The following is a 16711-nucleotide window of genomic DNA, read 5'->3' on the forward strand; positions in this document are numbered from 1 at the left end:
AGTACATACAAATGGCTTATACACATCTTACCATGAAAGAATTGATTTGGATAGAAAATTATTACGATAGCGGTAAAAAAGTAACGGATATCGCTAAAAAATTAAATCGGGCCATCCAAACCATTTATAACGTCGTTAATTTTCTTAAAAATAGTGGTAATATTCAGGAATACTACGATCAATATAAAGAGAATAAATCACGCTGTGGTGCCAAAAAGAAGGTCTTTAACACTAAACAAATCACATATATTAAGAAAAAAGTGGACCAGGGGTGGTCTCCTGACGTCATCATTGGTCGGAATGAACTCCCATTAGGATGTACAGCTCGAACACTCTATCGTCGTTTTAAAGACTCGGAACTCTTTGATCCCTCAACTTTACCGATGAAAGGTAAGAGAAAACCCAATGGGCATCAGGAAAAAAGAGGTAAACAACACTTTAGACGCACCATCGAAGATCGTAAAAAAGAAAATCCACAATATGAGAAAGAATTTGGACATCTAGAAGGTGACACGATTGTCGGAAAAGACCATAAGAGTGCAGTCCTAACACTGGTCGAAAGAATCAGTAAACTCATCATCCCGATAAAAATTAACAGTCGCAAAGCAAGTGATGTGCGAATCGCTTGTGATAACTGGTTTGCTTATTTACCGAGAAATATATTTAAATCCATTACGTTTGATTGTGGAAAAGAATTTTCTGATTGGCAAGCCATTTCAAATGTCAATGACATCAATATTTACTTTGCTGATCCCGGTTGTCCGTCACAACGCGGCTTAAATGAACACTCTAATGGACTACTTCGAAGAGATGGGTTATCTAAGGGGATGGATTTTACCGATATATCGCAGGAAATACTCAGCCAAACAGCTCATTTCCGCAATGAAATTCCACGAAAATCATTAGGTTATCGAACGCCAATTGAAGTTTTTATCGATTGTTGTAAGGAACTTGGATGGATAGATGCTTTCTAATGCACACAATGTGTTTGTTAAGACAGTGAATCCATTGCGTAAGGCACCTGATTGTTAGAGCTTGACTTGGTGCCTAGCCCGGCATGATGATTTGGGGATGCTTTTTGGGTCTCCTACCCAAACCCTTTCCCCAACTCGCTATTCGCGAGTATCATACCGGAGCATCCAAGTAAAGCTCTAACGATTTAATGCATCAATTTGACTCACTACACTTGCCACAAATCTGACTTTGTGGAAACCTTAAAGTTAGTGGATAATTTATACTTGAACTTTCGAACAAACATTTTAATTATCAATTAAACAAAAAGCAAACGTATTATGTGTTAGGTAAAAATTCTAGCTTAATTTGACAATCAAAATTTTAATAAAATGACATGGCTTCCATATAAAACGGCATCAGTTCATCTTGAGTTTCAATGAAACTTTTCGTTAATAATTTACTATCACTTAATATCGCTGAATCCTTTGGATAGATTCTTCCTATCATTAACTCAGCTTTTTTTACTTTTTCCAAACGTTCAAGCAAGTTTGCCCAATCAATATCCGGCCCCTCTTGAAACCCAAACTGGGTATGATCCGGAATGACTGCGAAATCTTGTGGCAACTCTTTAAATACTGATAATTTTTGTTGCCATAATTGAGCAATCTCTTTTTCATGGAGCGGATTATCAATTAACGCCAACGTAAAAAATACATAATGTTCATTAATACCAATTTGAAAATGAGGATACTTCTTATATCCACGTTTATCGCCGCCAATCGCTACCCATGTTGATTCTGGTGGATAAGTCGTTCTCCGTAAATGTTTTGCAATATGCACGAACACCTCCGTTGATTGTGATGATTGTTCATGAAGATGTTCTGCTAAAATATCACCAAAATATTGAAAAGTTGGTTGAATACGTGCTTGAATTGCCGCCATTCTTCCTGCTAGTTCAGGTTCATTAAAAACAGCAAAAGCTGTATGATCAAAATTCATAACTCTCACTCCTCGTCTATCCCCTATTATCTCAATATGGAAGAGGGTTTGCAATGAAGAAGTGCTTATCTCCGAGCAATTTCCCTACCATTTAAAGAAAATTATATTTGTCATCTCACTGATGTAAAGCTAAAATTTAATTCTTCTTTTGTAATAGGATACGGAAAAATAAAAGTAATCCAAACATAAAATTTGATTTTGTACCCTACTAAAGTTCACAAAATTGATCGGCTTTAAGTGAGGCTAGCAGATGCTGTTGGGTATTGTGCCGATTCAATAAAATATTGTTGTGATTGACAAACAAAAACAGCCTTCTCTTTCATATGGATAAGAGTAAGGCCGATAAATAATAAAACTACTATGATGAAAATTACAATTTTATATTTAACTTTTCAAATAAAATCGATAATAGTTTTAAAGCTAAAAAGATCAATCCTTTAATCGTCAACCAAGTGTATGTAACAACCGATAATACTAAGGGATGACAAAGTAAAATCAAAATCATGAAAAAAATTAAAAATTCCATTATGGTCACCTCAAAGCTTTTATATACTTTTATATACTTTTATATAATGCATTTAATTCTATTATATCGCAATAGCAATGATAAACAATCCGTTAAAGTGGAACAAAATGAAATTTTGTATGAAAATGACAGTGGTTTAAAAAACGATTTTGCTGAAACACTATCATATAACACGTTTTACTGATAGGAAATTATAGAGAGTGCAAAAACTGAACAAGGATTACCACAGTTGCAAGTTGAGTTTTACTGATAGGAAATTATAGAGAGTGCAAAAACTAAGGTTTTGATTTCTTAAACTTTCTTGCGGTTTTACTGATAGGAAATTATAGAGAGTGCAAAAACCTTTAGCGATTTCTTCACGCAATCGAGTTTGTTTTACTGATAGGAAATTATAGAGAGTGCAAAAACTGAGTTGGCGTTTGTATTCTTGCAACTCTTGTTTTACTGATAGGAAATTATAGAGAGTGCAAAAACTCAACTGTAAAGCATTCGCAGAAAAGCCTAGTTTTACTGATAGGAAATTATAGAGAGTGCAAAAACCTCATCCAATGTTTCTTTGCCTGCTTTAATGTTTTACTGATAGGAAATTATAGAGAGTGCAAAAACCCACTAATTCAAACTGTCCTTTAGGCAATGGTTTTACTGATAGGAAATTATAGAGAGTGCAAAAACTCGTCTTTCTTTACGTTCCCCTGAGTTGTAGTTTTACTGATAGGAAATTATAGAGAGTGCAAAAACCAATTCTCACACTGTATAGAGCAAATATCGGTTTTACTGATAGGAAATTATAGAGAGTGCAAAAACATCCTTGATTTTGAGTGCCTTATCATAATGTTTTACTGATAGGAAATTATAGAGAGTGCAAAAACTGGATAATTCAATGGCAGTATCACGTGCGGGTTTTACTGATAGGAAATTATAGAGAGTGCAAAAACTTAAGATTTGTTAACTGAGTCGTAATCTCTGTTTTACTGATAGGAAATTATAGAGAGTGCAAAAACTTGTAGGAGTTCCTAACAGAATAGCCACATGTTTTACTGATAGGAAATTATAGAGAGTGCAAAAACAAGCACGTAACAGATACTCAACCGCACTACGTTTTACTGATAGGAAATTATAGAGAGTGCAAAAACATAAACCTTTTACTGAATTGTTATTTGATGGTTTTACTGATAGGAAATTATAGAGAGTGCAAAAACCGGGTGAGCCACTTCCGTATCCTATCGTGGGTTTTACTGATAGGAAATTATAGAGAGTGCAAAAACTTAGTAAATTAAAATCTAAATCATCTATTAGTTTTACTGATAGGAAATTATAGAGAGTGCAAAAACTCTCGATTAAATGCTCGTACCATTCTATGTGTTTTACTGATAGGAAATTATAGAGAGTGCAAAAACTATGCAGAGCCATCTATCGCTAAAACAACTGTTTTACTGATAGGAAATTATAGAGAGTGCAAAAACTCTTTTTCTTCCATTAAGACATGTAATCTTGTTTTACTGATAGGAAATTATAGAGAGTGCAAAAACATGCTCTAAGTAGATACTCAACTGCACTGCGTTTTACTGATAGGAAATTATAGAGAGTGCAAAAACGTTCTCGTACAACTGGTTCACGACCTTTTTGTTTTACTGATAGGAAATTATAGAGAGTGCAAAAACTTGAATACCTTCAGCAGACGGTATCAGTTGGTTTTACTGATAGGAAATTATAGAGAGTGCAAAAACCAGTGATGCCTAACTTCGAGTAATAAACAGGTTTTACTGATAGGAAATTATAGAGAGTGCAAAAACAATATACTCGTAGTGAGTGTTCCCCTTGTTGTTTTACTGATAGGAAATTATAGAGAGTGCAAAAACTGAATTCAATACAATCATTAATCCGTTGAAGTTTTACTGATAGGAAATTATAGAGAGTGCAAAAACTGCCATTGACTAGGATTTTTTAGGAAGGAAGTTTTACTGATAGGAAATTATAGAGAGTGCAAAAACTTGACCTAACTCATGTTCCTTGTTTAATTGGTTTTACTGATAGGAAATTATAGAGAGTGCAAAAACCTACTACGACTTTTTCTTCTTTGTTCATAAGTTTTACTGATAGGAAATTATAGAGAGTGCAAAAACTGCCATTGACTAGGATTTTTTAGGAAGGAAGTTTTACTGATAGGAAATTATAGAGAGTGCAAAAACCACGCGCGCCACGTAATCTATACCAATGAAGTTTTACTGATAGGAAATTATAGAGAGTGCAAAAACTTGAATACCTTCAGCAGACGGTATCAGTTGGTTTTACTGATAGGAAATTATAGAGAGTGCAAAAACCAGTGATGCCTAACTTCGAGTAATAAACAGGTTTTACTGATAGGAAATTATAGAGAGTGCAAAAACTTTCGCATCATATTCAATGCCTTGATTGTCGTTTTACTGATAGGAAATTATAGAGAGTGCAAAAACGTATATTTACGTGGGAATGGTCAAATAGCAGTTTTACTGATAGGAAATTATAGAGAGTGCAAAAACCGTGATAATATCCATGCCTTCGTCAACTTGGTTTTACTGATAGGAAATTATAGAGAGTGCAAAAACTTGGTGATGTCATCATTGCTAAAACTAATGGTTTTACTGATAGGAAATTATAGAGAGTGCAAAAACTTGACCTAACTCATGTTCCTTGTTTAATTGGTTTTACTGATAGGAAATTATAGAGAGTGCAAAAACCTACTACGACTTTTTCTTCTTTGTTCATAAGTTTTACTGATAGGAAATTATAGAGAGTGCAAAAACTGCCATTGACTAGGATTTTTTAGGAAGGAAGTTTTACTGATAGGAAATTATAGAGAGTGCAAAAACAACTCGTTCTTCGCTTTCAACGATAGTTGGGTTTTACTGATAGGAAATTATAGAGAGTGCAAAAACCTATCAGTGCTTCAATCAATAGATTTAATAGTTTTACTGATAGGAAATTATAGAGAGTGCAAAAACACTCCGTAAGTAGAGTTTTAACAGGATATTGTTTTACTGATAGGAAATTATAGAGAGTGCAAAAACAGTGATACATTTCATAAATCGAATTGGTCAGTTTTACTGATAGGAAATTATAGAGAGTGCAAAAACTTTCGCATCATATTCAATGCCTTGATTGTCGTTTTACTGATAGGAAATTATAGAGAGTGCAAAAACGTATATTTACGTGGGAATGGTCAAATAGCAGTTTTACTGATAGGAAATTATAGAGAGTGCAAAAACCGTGATAATATCCATGCCTTCGTCAACTTGGTTTTACTGATAGGAAATTATAGAGAGTGCAAAAACCTCAAATTAAAAATTTTTGCATCATGAGAGAAGGTAAAGTTGTTCATACTTTGTTAGACCATCTAAGGACGTCTCCTCAAATACATCTAAATCTAACAGTTGATTCAACAACTTTAATAATACCATATCTCTTGATGAAATCAAGTTTTTATAATCCAATTTATTACCTGCATACGGCAAAATATTGATGGTGCGACTATACAATTCGCCATCTCCTATTTTTAGCTCAATCGGATAATACCTTTCTATTGAATTTCGATAAAACTCGAATTCAGGCAATTGTTGAATAATGTTTGTACATAGAGCAATTGAAGTAAAGTTTTCGATGCCAAAATCAACACACTTTTGGTAATGATAAACAAAAAGAAATATCTTTTTATATTTCTTATTAATATCGATTAATCGGCGCATAAATAATTCCATATTTTTTTCACTTAAGAAAACATCAGGATATTTTATTTGAATACAGACATGTTCTCCTGTTTGTTCAATATAAGTCTCTAAAAGTCTACAAAAATTATCAATAAGAATTTCATGATCTAAAAAATACTGTAACTGCTCATGTTCATTTTTCGTCCAAATTAATTTTGAAAATTTACGGTATAAAATATCACTATTAAACGTATCAAATTCCAATTCAATATTAGGTGATTATTCCACGCTTTCAAGGCAGGCTGTAGCCAATTCAAGGCATCCCCTAGGCACCCCCTGTTTTAACCCCGAATCCGCATATAAGTGCTAACATAAAAATGTACAGTTGTGACAAAATAAAGATGTACAAATAGAAGCTTCACAGACAGGAGGAGATAACGGATAATCATTCATGAGGTGATGTGAATGTATAATCCAATCCAGATAGATTTTGCGGAAGATTTAAAAGTGAAATGTCTTAAGGATTTAGCAAATTATAAGGCTGTTATGGAGGTGTGCAATATGAAACCTAATTTTTCTCAACTTGCTCGAGAGTTGGGGAAAGATCGAAGGACGGTTCAGAAGTATTATGAAGGTTTTGAAAAGGCAACGACGAGAGTCAAGCCTTCTCAAGCGGATGACTACTACAAGTTGATCAAGGAGTTGCTTAGCGAAGACTGTATCCAAACTTTTCACTATATTCGCCACTTATGGCGCTATCTTGTAGATAACCATGACCTGCAACTAAAGGAATCTTCTTTCAGATACTATATCAACAAGAAGCCAGAGTTTAAGCAATACTTTGAGAAGAGGAAATTTATGAACAATGAGCCAATCTTGCGTTTTGAGACTGACCCGGGTCAACAACTACAAATAGACTGGAAGGAGAACTTTAAATACGTAACGAAGGAAGGGGAGCTTATTTATCTGAACGTTTTTGTGGGTATCTTAGGTTACTCGCGCTATAGTTTGTATCACGTTACCCTGAATCGGAGGCAATATACCTTATTTGCCGTCTTAAACGACATCTTTGAAAAGCTAGGAGGAATTCCCAAAGAAATACTCAATGATAATATGACGACGATCATGGAAGAGCCACGAACGTCCTATCGTCCTGGCTCTGTTAATCAGAAGTTTGAACAGTTTAGTCGTGATTATAATTTTGATGTCAGAGCTTGTGTCGCTCGGCGTGCAAGTACCAAAGGGAAAGTGGAAAGCCAAATGAAGTTGATTGATGAACTCGATGCTTATCAGGGAAAGTTTTCCTTTGAAGAGTTGGTGGGCCATGTTGAAAAGATGAATCTTCGTAAAAATCTTGAGATCCATCCAACCACCAAAAAATCACCCATGAGTCTCTTGGAATACGAAAAAGACTTCCTATCCCCGCTGCCTAGCAAAGAGATAAGAAGTCGTTACTATTATCAACAAACCGTCAAGGTGAACAGCTCTTCGATGATTAGCTATCAATCGAATCAGTATTCAGTTCCAGTTGAATACATCGGAAAAAGGCTTGGCCTAGAGGTTGAAGACAATACCTTGTATCTTTATGATAACACGAAGTTGATCGCGAGTCATCCAGTATCTAATCTGGCCATGAATTACTTGCCAGGACACTATGAACAGCTCGTCGCTAGCACCATGCCCTATAAGTCACAAGAAGAGGTCGAAGCTTATTCAAAAGAAAATTTAGAAAGGTTGAACGCTATTTATGGCAAGAAAGGATAAAACAACGTATCTTCAGCTCAAGGAGAACTTAGACTATCTTAAGCTCACTCAGATGAGCCTGCATTTAGACGGGGTTTTAAGTGGCGATTACGACCACCTCTCTATTGTGGATACCCTCTTAAGGTTAACGAATCATGAGGTAGATATTAAGCGTCAAAATAGTAAGGATATGATGATTAAAATCGCTAAATTACCAATCAATATGACCTTTGAAAACTTTGACTTTGACTTTCAACCAAGCATTCAAGAGCGAGAAATCCGTAATTTGATGACCTTATCTTTTATAGAAAAAAAGGAGAATGTCGTCTTCTTGGGTTCAAGCGGAGTAGGCAAGACCCATTTAGCCGCGGCAATTGGTTTAGAAGCAGCTAAGAATCGCTATAACACCTATTTCATTAAGTGTAGCGATCTCTTAGAGAAGCTCAGAAAGGCTCAGTCAGAGAATCGATTAGAGAGCAGTCTGCGTTATTATAATCGGGCCAGCTTACTCATTATTGACGAACTAGGCTACTTACCCTTAAATCCAGGAGATGAGCGTCTCTTGTTCCAAGTCATTGACCGGCGTTATGAGACTAAGAGCACCATACTTACCACGAATATTCCCTTTGGTAATTGGGATGAGCTGTTTCAGGATGCCTTAATTGCGCATGCGATTGTTGATCGCGTCCTTCATCACTCAAAAGTGATTCAAATTAATGGCGATTCTTACCGGTTAAAAGATCATTTAAACAAGGAAGAAGAGGAATAAACATAGTCAATGCGATATGTAATTGTACATATTTATATTCACACTTTTGTACAATTTTGTGTTGACATTTACATCCGCACATCAAGGCAATCAATCCACGTTTGGAGTCCACCTTGGCCTTTCTTTTAGGTATAGTTATTTTGAAGACATCGTCTTCAAAATATTCTAAAAGGAGGCTGTTTTTAATGGCTAGAAAAATACCGGTCAAGTTGATTATGGAACTCAGAGAGCAAGGGCTCTCGAGAAACATGATTGCTAAGACAAAAAGAGTCGGGCGTGATTCTGTCAGCGAAGTCTTTCGACGTGCGGATGAGTTAGATTTAACTTACGCAGATATCCAAAACATATCTGAACAAGAAGTTTATCAAAAATTCTTTCCCTCCAAGCACCAATCAGAGGCGCTCTATACCTTGCCTGATTACGATTATGTGCAAGAGGAACTTAAGCGTGTAGGTGTCACACTGAAGTTGTTGTGGACTGAGTATGTCGATGAATGTAAGAAGCAGAAAAGCATTGCAGTTGGATACAGTAAGTTTTGTGAAGACTACAATAAGCATATTGACCAATATAAGCTCACTAATCACTTAAAACATAAACCTGGAGTTTCTACTCAAGTGGATTGGGCTGGAGCGACAATGCAACTCTTAGACCCTGAAAGCGGGGCCTTTATTGAAGTGCATCTCTTTGTGGCTGTTCTACCTTATAGTCAATATACTTACGTTGAAGGAACCCTCGATATGACCAGTGATACTTGGATTCGTTGCCATGTTAACCTCTTTAATTTTCTGGGCGGTACAACCATTCGCCTGATTAGTGATAATCTAAAGACGGGGGTTATCTCACATCCTAAAGAAGGCGATATTATTTTGAATGCCCAGTATGAAGGTTTAGCTGATCATTATGTCATGGCGATTATGCCGACGGGCGTAAAGAAACCTAAACAAAAGGCTGCCGTTGAAGGAGGCGTCAATCAAACTGCGATGGCAGTTATTGCTCCTTTGAGAAATGAAATCTTTACTCGTCTTGACGAACTCAATGACGCTATCATGACACGTATCACACTCTTTAATGCAACACCGTTCCAAAAACGAGAAGGAAGTCGCAAACAAATTTTTGAAACCGTTGAACACCCAACCTTGCGCCCCTTGCCGTTGGTACCGTATGAAGTGGCAGAATGGGTCTATGGTCGCAAAGTAAAACTAGACTGTCACATTACTTTCCAAAAGAATAACTATTCCTGCCCTTACCAATATGTTCGCAAACAGGTGGATTTACGCGTGACAGATCGTCTCCTTGAGGTTTATTACAATCAAGAACGTATCGCGACTCATAAGCGCTTCCCAAGCTATTTAGAATATCAATTCTCGACAAGCCCTGAGCATTTGCCCGAACAATTCAATCGTCCTCAAGTGAATGATACCTTGCTGTTGAATCAAGCCAGAGCAATCGGACCCTTCACACACAAGGTGATTCAAAGAGTCTTTGAAACAGTACCATTAAAAGAACGAGGCTACCAACCCAGTCAATCCATTCTCAAATTAAGTCAATCTTTTTCGAATGAAGACCTTGAAACGGCTTGTCACATCGCCTTAGAGCGAATTCATTCCCCTAGATATCGTCATCTCTACGCCATCTTAACCAATCCAGTTCAAGCTCAATCCGAAGAGAACCACAAACCCGAGCCGCCAATGGGCTTTGTTAGAGGAGCAGCCTATTACGGAGGTGAAGATCATGATTAACAGTGAAAGTATCCGTAAGTTGAGACAGCTTGATTTAGAACCGCTAGTGAGTGCGCTAGAAATGCAGGAACTGGAGAATGATTCACTCACCCTGACCTTTGATGAACGACTCCAATTAGCGATTGATTATCTCTATCAAGAGAAATATAACAAGAAAGTCCATGGATTGATCAAACGGGCTAATTTCCGCTTGCCTGAAGCTGATGTCACCTCCATCTACTACGAGAAGCGAGAACTTAAACAACAAGTGATTCAAGAACTGGCTAGAGGAAATTATCTTCATCGGTATAGAAATGTCGTTTTTCAAGGATTCACAGGCTCTGGGAAAACATATTTAGCCTGCGCTCTAGGTAAAGAGGCTTGTAAGTTAGAAGTTCGAACCCGTTATATCCGACTTCCTGACCTTCTGGTCGAACGCGATGAAGCCACGCTTAAACCCAGTGGTATGAAAAAACTGATTACTAAATATTCGAACTATGGCCTGCTTATCTTGGATGAATGGTTGTTAGAAGACTTATCAGACGAGGATTTAAAGTTTATCTTTGAAATCACTGAGAAACGTTATCAATCAGGTTCAACTATCTTCTGCACTCAATTTAGGAAGAGCGACTGGCATCAACGACTAGGTGGTGGGGTTCATGCTGATGCGATTATGGACCGAATTGTTCATAACTCGGTGTGGTTAGATGCTGGACAATTGAATATGCGTGAACATTTTGCCAACCAAGAATAAAACTTCATTCATAGCCATGCTCCATGAGTATGGCTACTCTCTTGCCTTGAAGCGTGGACTCATTGCCTTGAATTGGCTACAGCCGGACTTGATGCTGCGTATAGGTGGGCTTGAGAGCGCGGAATAAACATTAGGTAATATTTCTCTTAATTTATAATTTAGTTTGTTTTCAATCTTTAATAAAAGGTCTCCTAGCTCTTCAAATATTTCTGAAAAATCAAAATCATTAAGTATTGAAATCATAATTTGATCTAGAAAATTTTTCTTTTCAATTTTAAATTGATTCATTAAATCGTTTGTGGATTCTATTGATATATACTTTAATTTACGACTCGTGATTACTTTATCATTAATTAATAATTTTATCCCCTCCTCTCCTAATGTATCTTCTTCAATAATCGAATAGATAGTGCTTTGAAAATTTCGATTGATTAATTTATAAATTGTTTCTTTAGTTTGATGATTACAACCTGTAAAGACCAAACAATCATTCATCATAAAATCAAAATTTCCAATTTTCGATTGAATTTGTACTCGTTCCATTTAAATCACCACCAATCGATTTATTCCTACAATTTCTTCTTGCCTGGTTCTATCCCCTGTTAATAACAACATATCTTGAAATTGATTTTCTGTCACATAAATTAAACGCACATTACCATAACTAGGTACTTTCTTTTTTAAAATTGCTTCATATTTTTTCAAAGCACTTCGATTAGGAAGTGATCGATAATATACTGAATATTGCATCATTACAAATCCGTTTTCTAACAAATGTTTTCTAAAGATTCTATATTCTTTTTGTTCCTTAGATGTTTCAGTGGGTAAATCAAACATACAAACTAATCTCATTTGGCTAAATCTCACTTTCATCACATCCTAAATAATCTTCAAAATTAATCTTCATTAGTAAAGAATAATCATTTTTCTCAATTGCCTTAATAAATGATTGAACATAATCTAACATCACTTGAGACATGTATATCTTTTTACCCTTGATCATCATTTTATGATTTAAAAAGTTAATTAAGGTCAATCTAATTTCATACGTTAAAAATTCAACGTCTTCATTTAATATCTCGGTTAACACAAAATAATCCATCAAAGGTCTAAATGGCTCCATTAAATCATCAACCAAATTGTATGAATTATATTCATTTCTATGAAAAATCCCAAGCATCGGTAATAAGCCTAGTGAAACTACACACCTAGCCATTTGACCTCGAATAATGGAATAACCGTAATTTAAACAATGATTAGGTAGAATATTATCTTCTCTTGAAAAACCCATACCAAACAAACTATTAAAATAAACTTTGGCTACATGGCCCTCACGATTAGTACTATCTGCAAAACCTATTTCCAACAATAAATCATCCATTAATTCGATTCTTTCAGTTGCCACTTTTAGTTTCTCTGCTACCGTAATTTGATTTCTAATCTTATTGCTAACAACTTCTGTCCAACTATTCCCTTTTTCAACATCTGACCATGATGCCTGCCAAGCTGCTCTTTTTGCACTTCGATGATATTGACCAAATCCTAAAAATTGACCACATGGTAAATAATGATTATCACAAACAATTACACTGATATGAAACTGTGCCAACTTTGCTAACAATCGTGATGTTATAACGGTATAGTCTCCTTCTAAAATAATGTTTTCGATATCAAATAATGGAATGGTAAATGTCTCTGTACTTTTAGTAACCTCAAGATTATCCAACTTTAAATTCAAACGATCGCCATTTTTAACAAAAACTGTTCTAAATCCCATACTGTTCCCTCCCAATAAAAAAAGACCACCAAAGGGTGGTCTGATTTCGGCATAAAGCCTTATCTCTGCAGATTCTCTAATAATTTCCTATCAGTAAAAATTATTAAGACATGTTTCGTCAAACATGGTAGTGATATCTCTACACCCATATAATACCACTACCTGTTATAGAATGCAAGCGTTTTTTATAAAATATTTTGCGGACCTTCTTCTTTTTTTACTTCGAATTTGTTTCCTAACACATCTACATAGTATTTTTTTAATATCATTTCTGGTTTTATGCCTTTTATCACTCTTTGATTTGAAGTTATTCCTAAAACTGGTAACTCCTCTTTAGTCCATTTATTTTGTTCAACTGGTTTTATTTCAAAATAATTTTTTGAAACTTCATTTCTCGAATGATATAGTCCTTCGACAAACAAATCTCCTTGTTCTATTCGTATTAGATCTTTACGATATAAACTAAATAGAAACTCTTGTTCTTTACCAATCTTCTCTTTTTCCATGAGTTCCTGATATATTTCTTTTGGTATTCCATATTCACCTTTTTGATATTTTAAATGATTATATTTAATTCCTAATAAATTATATGATTGAGTCTTTGGATCAAAATAAACATCGGTTCTCCAAGGGTTCAAATTAGCTAGTATTACTTTTTTCCCACGTTCAGTTTGTTCAATCTTTTGTCCATCATTATCTTTTGTAATATTAATATGATTACCTATTTTTTTATTATAATATTTCAAGCTTCTAATAAAAGGTCCATTGCCTCGCTTAGAATATTTTTGAATCGCTAAAATATTATTTTCGGCACAATATAATTTAAATGGGGAGATATCCACCTTTTTCACTTTGCTACTTGCATCTTGTTTTTCGATGTAATTTGGATAAGTATCTGCTATCTTACATAGAATTTCAAATGTTTTAGAGTCTAATTCCTTCATTAATAGTTTATCACGATTTTTCTCAAACTCTTTATAACCATCTACAGTATAGATATCCTTTATTTTAGCAATAACAAATTCTTCCGTTTTTTCTTTTCCGTTTTTAGTAATACTTGTTTTTTCTCTAGTTGAATAAATAGTAGCATCACTAACCTTGCGGTTTGATTTCTTATCAACTTGATGTGAGAATTTGATTCGTGGATATAGTGACGATGGATATAATTGTTCTCTGAAATTTTTCCATTCCGGAATATAAGATTTTTTATCAATATTTCGTAACTTCTTATATTCGGCATAGGACATCACTTCACCGGTATCTAAATCAACCATCTCGGCTCTGCCCTCTTCTGTCTCACGATATTCATAAGCTGTTGGTTTCACATAGGGGCTTACAGCACATAATACAGCATCAACGGCATGGTGATAGTGAGTTTCTCTTGTTTTTTCTAAATTATCGCCCCATTTTTTTCGTAAGGTATGGGTAAAGTTTCCATTAATAACTTTTACTTTAGTTCCTGACTCGTAGAAAAAGCTTTGAATTGCATTCAATACAATACGACTTGAATAACGGGTATCATTTAAGTTTCTTGCAATGAATTCATTTCTTACTTCTGGATCATAAATATTTCTATCTTCTAATAACAATTTGGCCTTCGTTACTTTTCCTTTGCCAGCAAAATTCTTATTCTGACTAACCCAAGCAATGAATTCTTCTTTACTTTGTCCAAAATTCGCCCCTTCATCAAAGGCTTGTAAAGGCGATCGTTGTCCTTTTTCTTGGTTAGCTTCAGCTTTTACTAGCACTTTATTTTTTAAAGAATCATCTAAACTAATCGATAAAGGTATAATATGATCAATCTCAGTTTCATTGGTCAACAACATTTCTGGTTGAATAGCTTTTCCAGAATATGCACATTTTCCATCTTGTTCAAAATAATGATAAAGTTTCTTCGCGAAAGCTGGTCTTCTTAATTCTGATTCAAATCTTTCAATATTCCATCCGGATTTTTCTAAGAAGTACGCTTGGCTATCTTTCTTACGTTGCTCATTATTTTTATTCATCAATTTAATATTATCTTGTTCTTCTTTTTCGTTTTTATCGCGAGGCATTTCAATAACAACATTGGCAATATTCTCTTTACCATATTTTTTCACTAAGGCGTTAAAAACTTTAATGGCTTGTCGTACGGATTTTGAAGCTGTAGGATTATAGATTTCATCTAAAATAATATCAGCAGGAATTGTTTTTTCTTTCTGTAATTGTTGACGATTAATTTTCTTGATTCCTAATCTTTCAAGGATAGTATTTTGCTCTTCACTGGTATTAATTAGTTCTGGTATTAGGATTTCCATCGTTTTAATAGAAAAACTGTGCCATGATTCATTTCCATCTTTTCTTCGTAATTTATCTTTATTATCTAACACAATTTCAAGAATATTTTTATCCAAGTCTGGAAGTGAATTATTCAGTGTATCTAGAATACCGTCTCTTTCGGTGTTCAACATAACGGCTTTTGCGATTTCATTGTAGGTGTTATCATCAATGGTGTTTAAATCAATATCATATTCAGCGAATATTGTCTTCCAACGACGATATGCGCCCATAGTATGGAATTCTGGTTTACCATTACGATCTATTCGATATCCTCTAATTTGCTCTATAGATAAGCCTATTTCCTTAAAAATATCTTTATAAGATAAGCGAGAAGAATCTCTATTAATAATGAAATCTAAAATTTGTTCTTTTTCTTCCGTCGTTATTTTTAGGTTTTCTCTATCAATGGTAATATTATTCAAATCATTTAATAAATTGTATTTTTGAGCTGTAATACTGACGCTGGCCGCTCTTAAGTAACCTTGTAAATCACGTCCGATTAATTTATCAAAGATATTTTCAGCAGGCTTTCCATCTTCTTTATAGTTAGCCCATCGACCATATTCAGAATTATTATATTTATTACCTGGACCATGATAATAAGGTCTTTTACGATAAACGAGCCCGATTTCTTCTGGCTTACCTTCTTTTCTAATAAAAAAATCTATAAATTCTTGATTAATTTCCTCATGATAATCTTTTTGACACTCTAAAATTCTTTTTAATTCATTGGCATATGCTTTAACAGGAAATACATTGAGTTGATACTCCCCCTTAAAGTTGACACCTGTTCGAATTCTGCCATCTTCATTTAAACGATTAAACTGTATTTGTCCCGGTGATAATTCTTGCGTGAGTTTTAAGTTTGATTCAACAGCACCTTTATAATCTTGACCAGAAGGCGCATCTTCCACGACACTATCATCTAAATAACTCACACCACGTTTTTTTAATATATGAAGGATAACCTTATAAATTTCAGCTTTAGATAATTCTTCATTTAAACCTTTCACTCTTAATTGGTATGGACATTCATTAATTAATTTTTCGTCTTCGTAAAATCCAAGCTCTGCTAAAAATCTTTTTGCATCATTTTTTCTCGTTTTTCTTCTACTATTTAATCGACGCATACCTCTTGAAGTTCTTCTTTCAAGATTATTATCACTATTACGAGCAGAAAATAGCCTTACCCCTAAATCATCAATCTTTTGTGCTCTCGTATTTAACACTGCCCAACCAACACTGGCAATACCAATATCCAGACCGATACTATAAATTTTATTTTCTTCCATAGTGGCACTCTCCATAAATAATTTATATTAATATTAATTTACATTATTTTTAAATTTTTTGCAACCGTTTACCGAAAATGTTAATGATTTCCTGGATTTTTGTATGATCTAGTCAATCTTTTCCGATTTTTCTTAAGTCTAGACACACAAAAATCCCCACCCGTAGGTGAGGAAATA

11 protein-coding genes and 1 CRISPR repeat array are annotated in these 16711 nt (G+C 34.6%); of the genes, 5 read left to right on the plus strand and 6 right to left on the minus strand.

Annotated features, from left to right (window positions below):
- The first annotated feature begins 11 nt into the window (after nucleotides 1–11).
- The gene (locus tag CYJ72_RS02225; RefSeq protein ID WP_284630089.1) at nucleotides 12–974 is read left to right on the plus strand and encodes an IS30 family transposase; all 963 of its coding nucleotides are present in this window, start codon (nucleotides 12–14) and stop codon (nucleotides 972–974) included.
- A 361-nt stretch (nucleotides 975–1335) separates the two neighbouring features.
- Here CYJ72_RS02225 and CYJ72_RS02230 read toward each other — a convergent pair whose 3' ends face one another.
- Both CYJ72_RS02230 and csn2-St read right to left on the minus strand, forming a co-directional pair.
- Nucleotides 1336–1953, minus strand: coding sequence for a DUF1054 family protein (locus CYJ72_RS02230; protein ID WP_284630268.1), 618 nt, complete (start codon nucleotides 1951–1953; stop codon nucleotides 1336–1338).
- Nucleotides 1954–2653: 700 nt separating this feature from the next.
- Nucleotides 2654–5790: a CRISPR direct-repeat array (repeat unit 36 nt; unit sequence GTTTTACTGATAGGAAATTATAGAGAGTGCAAAAAC).
- A 21-nt stretch (nucleotides 5791–5811) separates the two neighbouring features.
- Nucleotides 5812–6426 carry a CRISPR-associated protein Csn2-St gene (gene csn2-St / locus CYJ72_RS02235; protein ID WP_284630269.1) on the minus strand — a complete coding sequence of 205 codons (615 nt, stop codon included), beginning with the start codon at nucleotides 6424–6426 and terminating at the stop codon, nucleotides 5812–5814.
- Nucleotides 6427–6627: 201 nt separating this feature from the next.
- On the opposite strand from csn2-St, the gene istA (CYJ72_RS02240) reads away from it, so the two are divergent.
- From istA (CYJ72_RS02240) to CYJ72_RS02255, 4 genes are all read left to right on the plus strand, one after another.
- Nucleotides 6628–7926 carry an IS21 family transposase gene (gene istA / locus CYJ72_RS02240; protein ID WP_284630270.1) on the plus strand — a complete coding sequence of 433 codons (1299 nt, stop codon included), beginning with the start codon at nucleotides 6628–6630 and terminating at the stop codon, nucleotides 7924–7926.
- Complete coding sequence (gene istB, locus CYJ72_RS02245; protein ID WP_101813346.1) at nucleotides 7910–8674, plus strand: IS21-like element helper ATPase IstB; 765 nt, start codon at nucleotides 7910–7912, stop codon at nucleotides 8672–8674. The genes istA (CYJ72_RS02240) and istB overlap by 17 nt, the downstream gene beginning before the upstream one ends.
- A gap of 185 nt (nucleotides 8675–8859) precedes the next feature.
- On the plus strand, nucleotides 8860–10413 hold the full coding sequence (gene istA, locus CYJ72_RS02250; protein WP_284630214.1) for an IS21 family transposase: 1554 nt from the start codon (nucleotides 8860–8862) through the stop codon (nucleotides 10411–10413).
- On the plus strand, nucleotides 10406–11146 hold the full coding sequence (locus tag CYJ72_RS02255) for an ATP-binding protein (protein WP_284628647.1): 741 nt from the start codon (nucleotides 10406–10408) through the stop codon (nucleotides 11144–11146). Before istA (CYJ72_RS02250) ends, CYJ72_RS02255 begins: the two co-directional genes overlap by 8 nt.
- A gap of 33 nt (nucleotides 11147–11179) precedes the next feature.
- Here CYJ72_RS02255 and CYJ72_RS02260 read toward each other — a convergent pair whose 3' ends face one another.
- From CYJ72_RS02260 to cas9, 4 genes are all read right to left on the minus strand, one after another.
- A complete protein-coding gene (locus tag CYJ72_RS02260; RefSeq protein WP_284630271.1) occupies nucleotides 11180–11689 on the minus strand; it encodes a P-loop NTPase family protein in 510 nt (169 codons plus the stop codon).
- Nucleotides 11690–11998 (minus strand): CRISPR-associated endonuclease Cas2, encoded by a 309-nt coding sequence (gene cas2, locus CYJ72_RS02265; RefSeq protein WP_066124140.1) that lies wholly within the window; start codon nucleotides 11996–11998, stop codon nucleotides 11690–11692.
- Between the two features lie 4 nt (nucleotides 11999–12002).
- On the minus strand, nucleotides 12003–12923 hold the full coding sequence (gene cas1 / locus CYJ72_RS02270) for a type II CRISPR-associated endonuclease Cas1 (protein WP_066124094.1): 921 nt from the start codon (nucleotides 12921–12923) through the stop codon (nucleotides 12003–12005).
- 185 nt (nucleotides 12924–13108) lie between these two features.
- Complete coding sequence (cas9, locus tag CYJ72_RS02275; protein WP_284630272.1) at nucleotides 13109–16534, minus strand: type II CRISPR RNA-guided endonuclease Cas9; 3426 nt, start codon at nucleotides 16532–16534, stop codon at nucleotides 13109–13111.
- Nucleotides 16535–16711: the final 177 nt, after the last annotated feature.

The sequence above is a fragment of the Globicatella sanguinis genome, from assembly GCF_002847845.2.
GTDB lineage: Bacteria > Bacillota > Bacilli > Lactobacillales > Aerococcaceae > Globicatella > Globicatella sanguinis.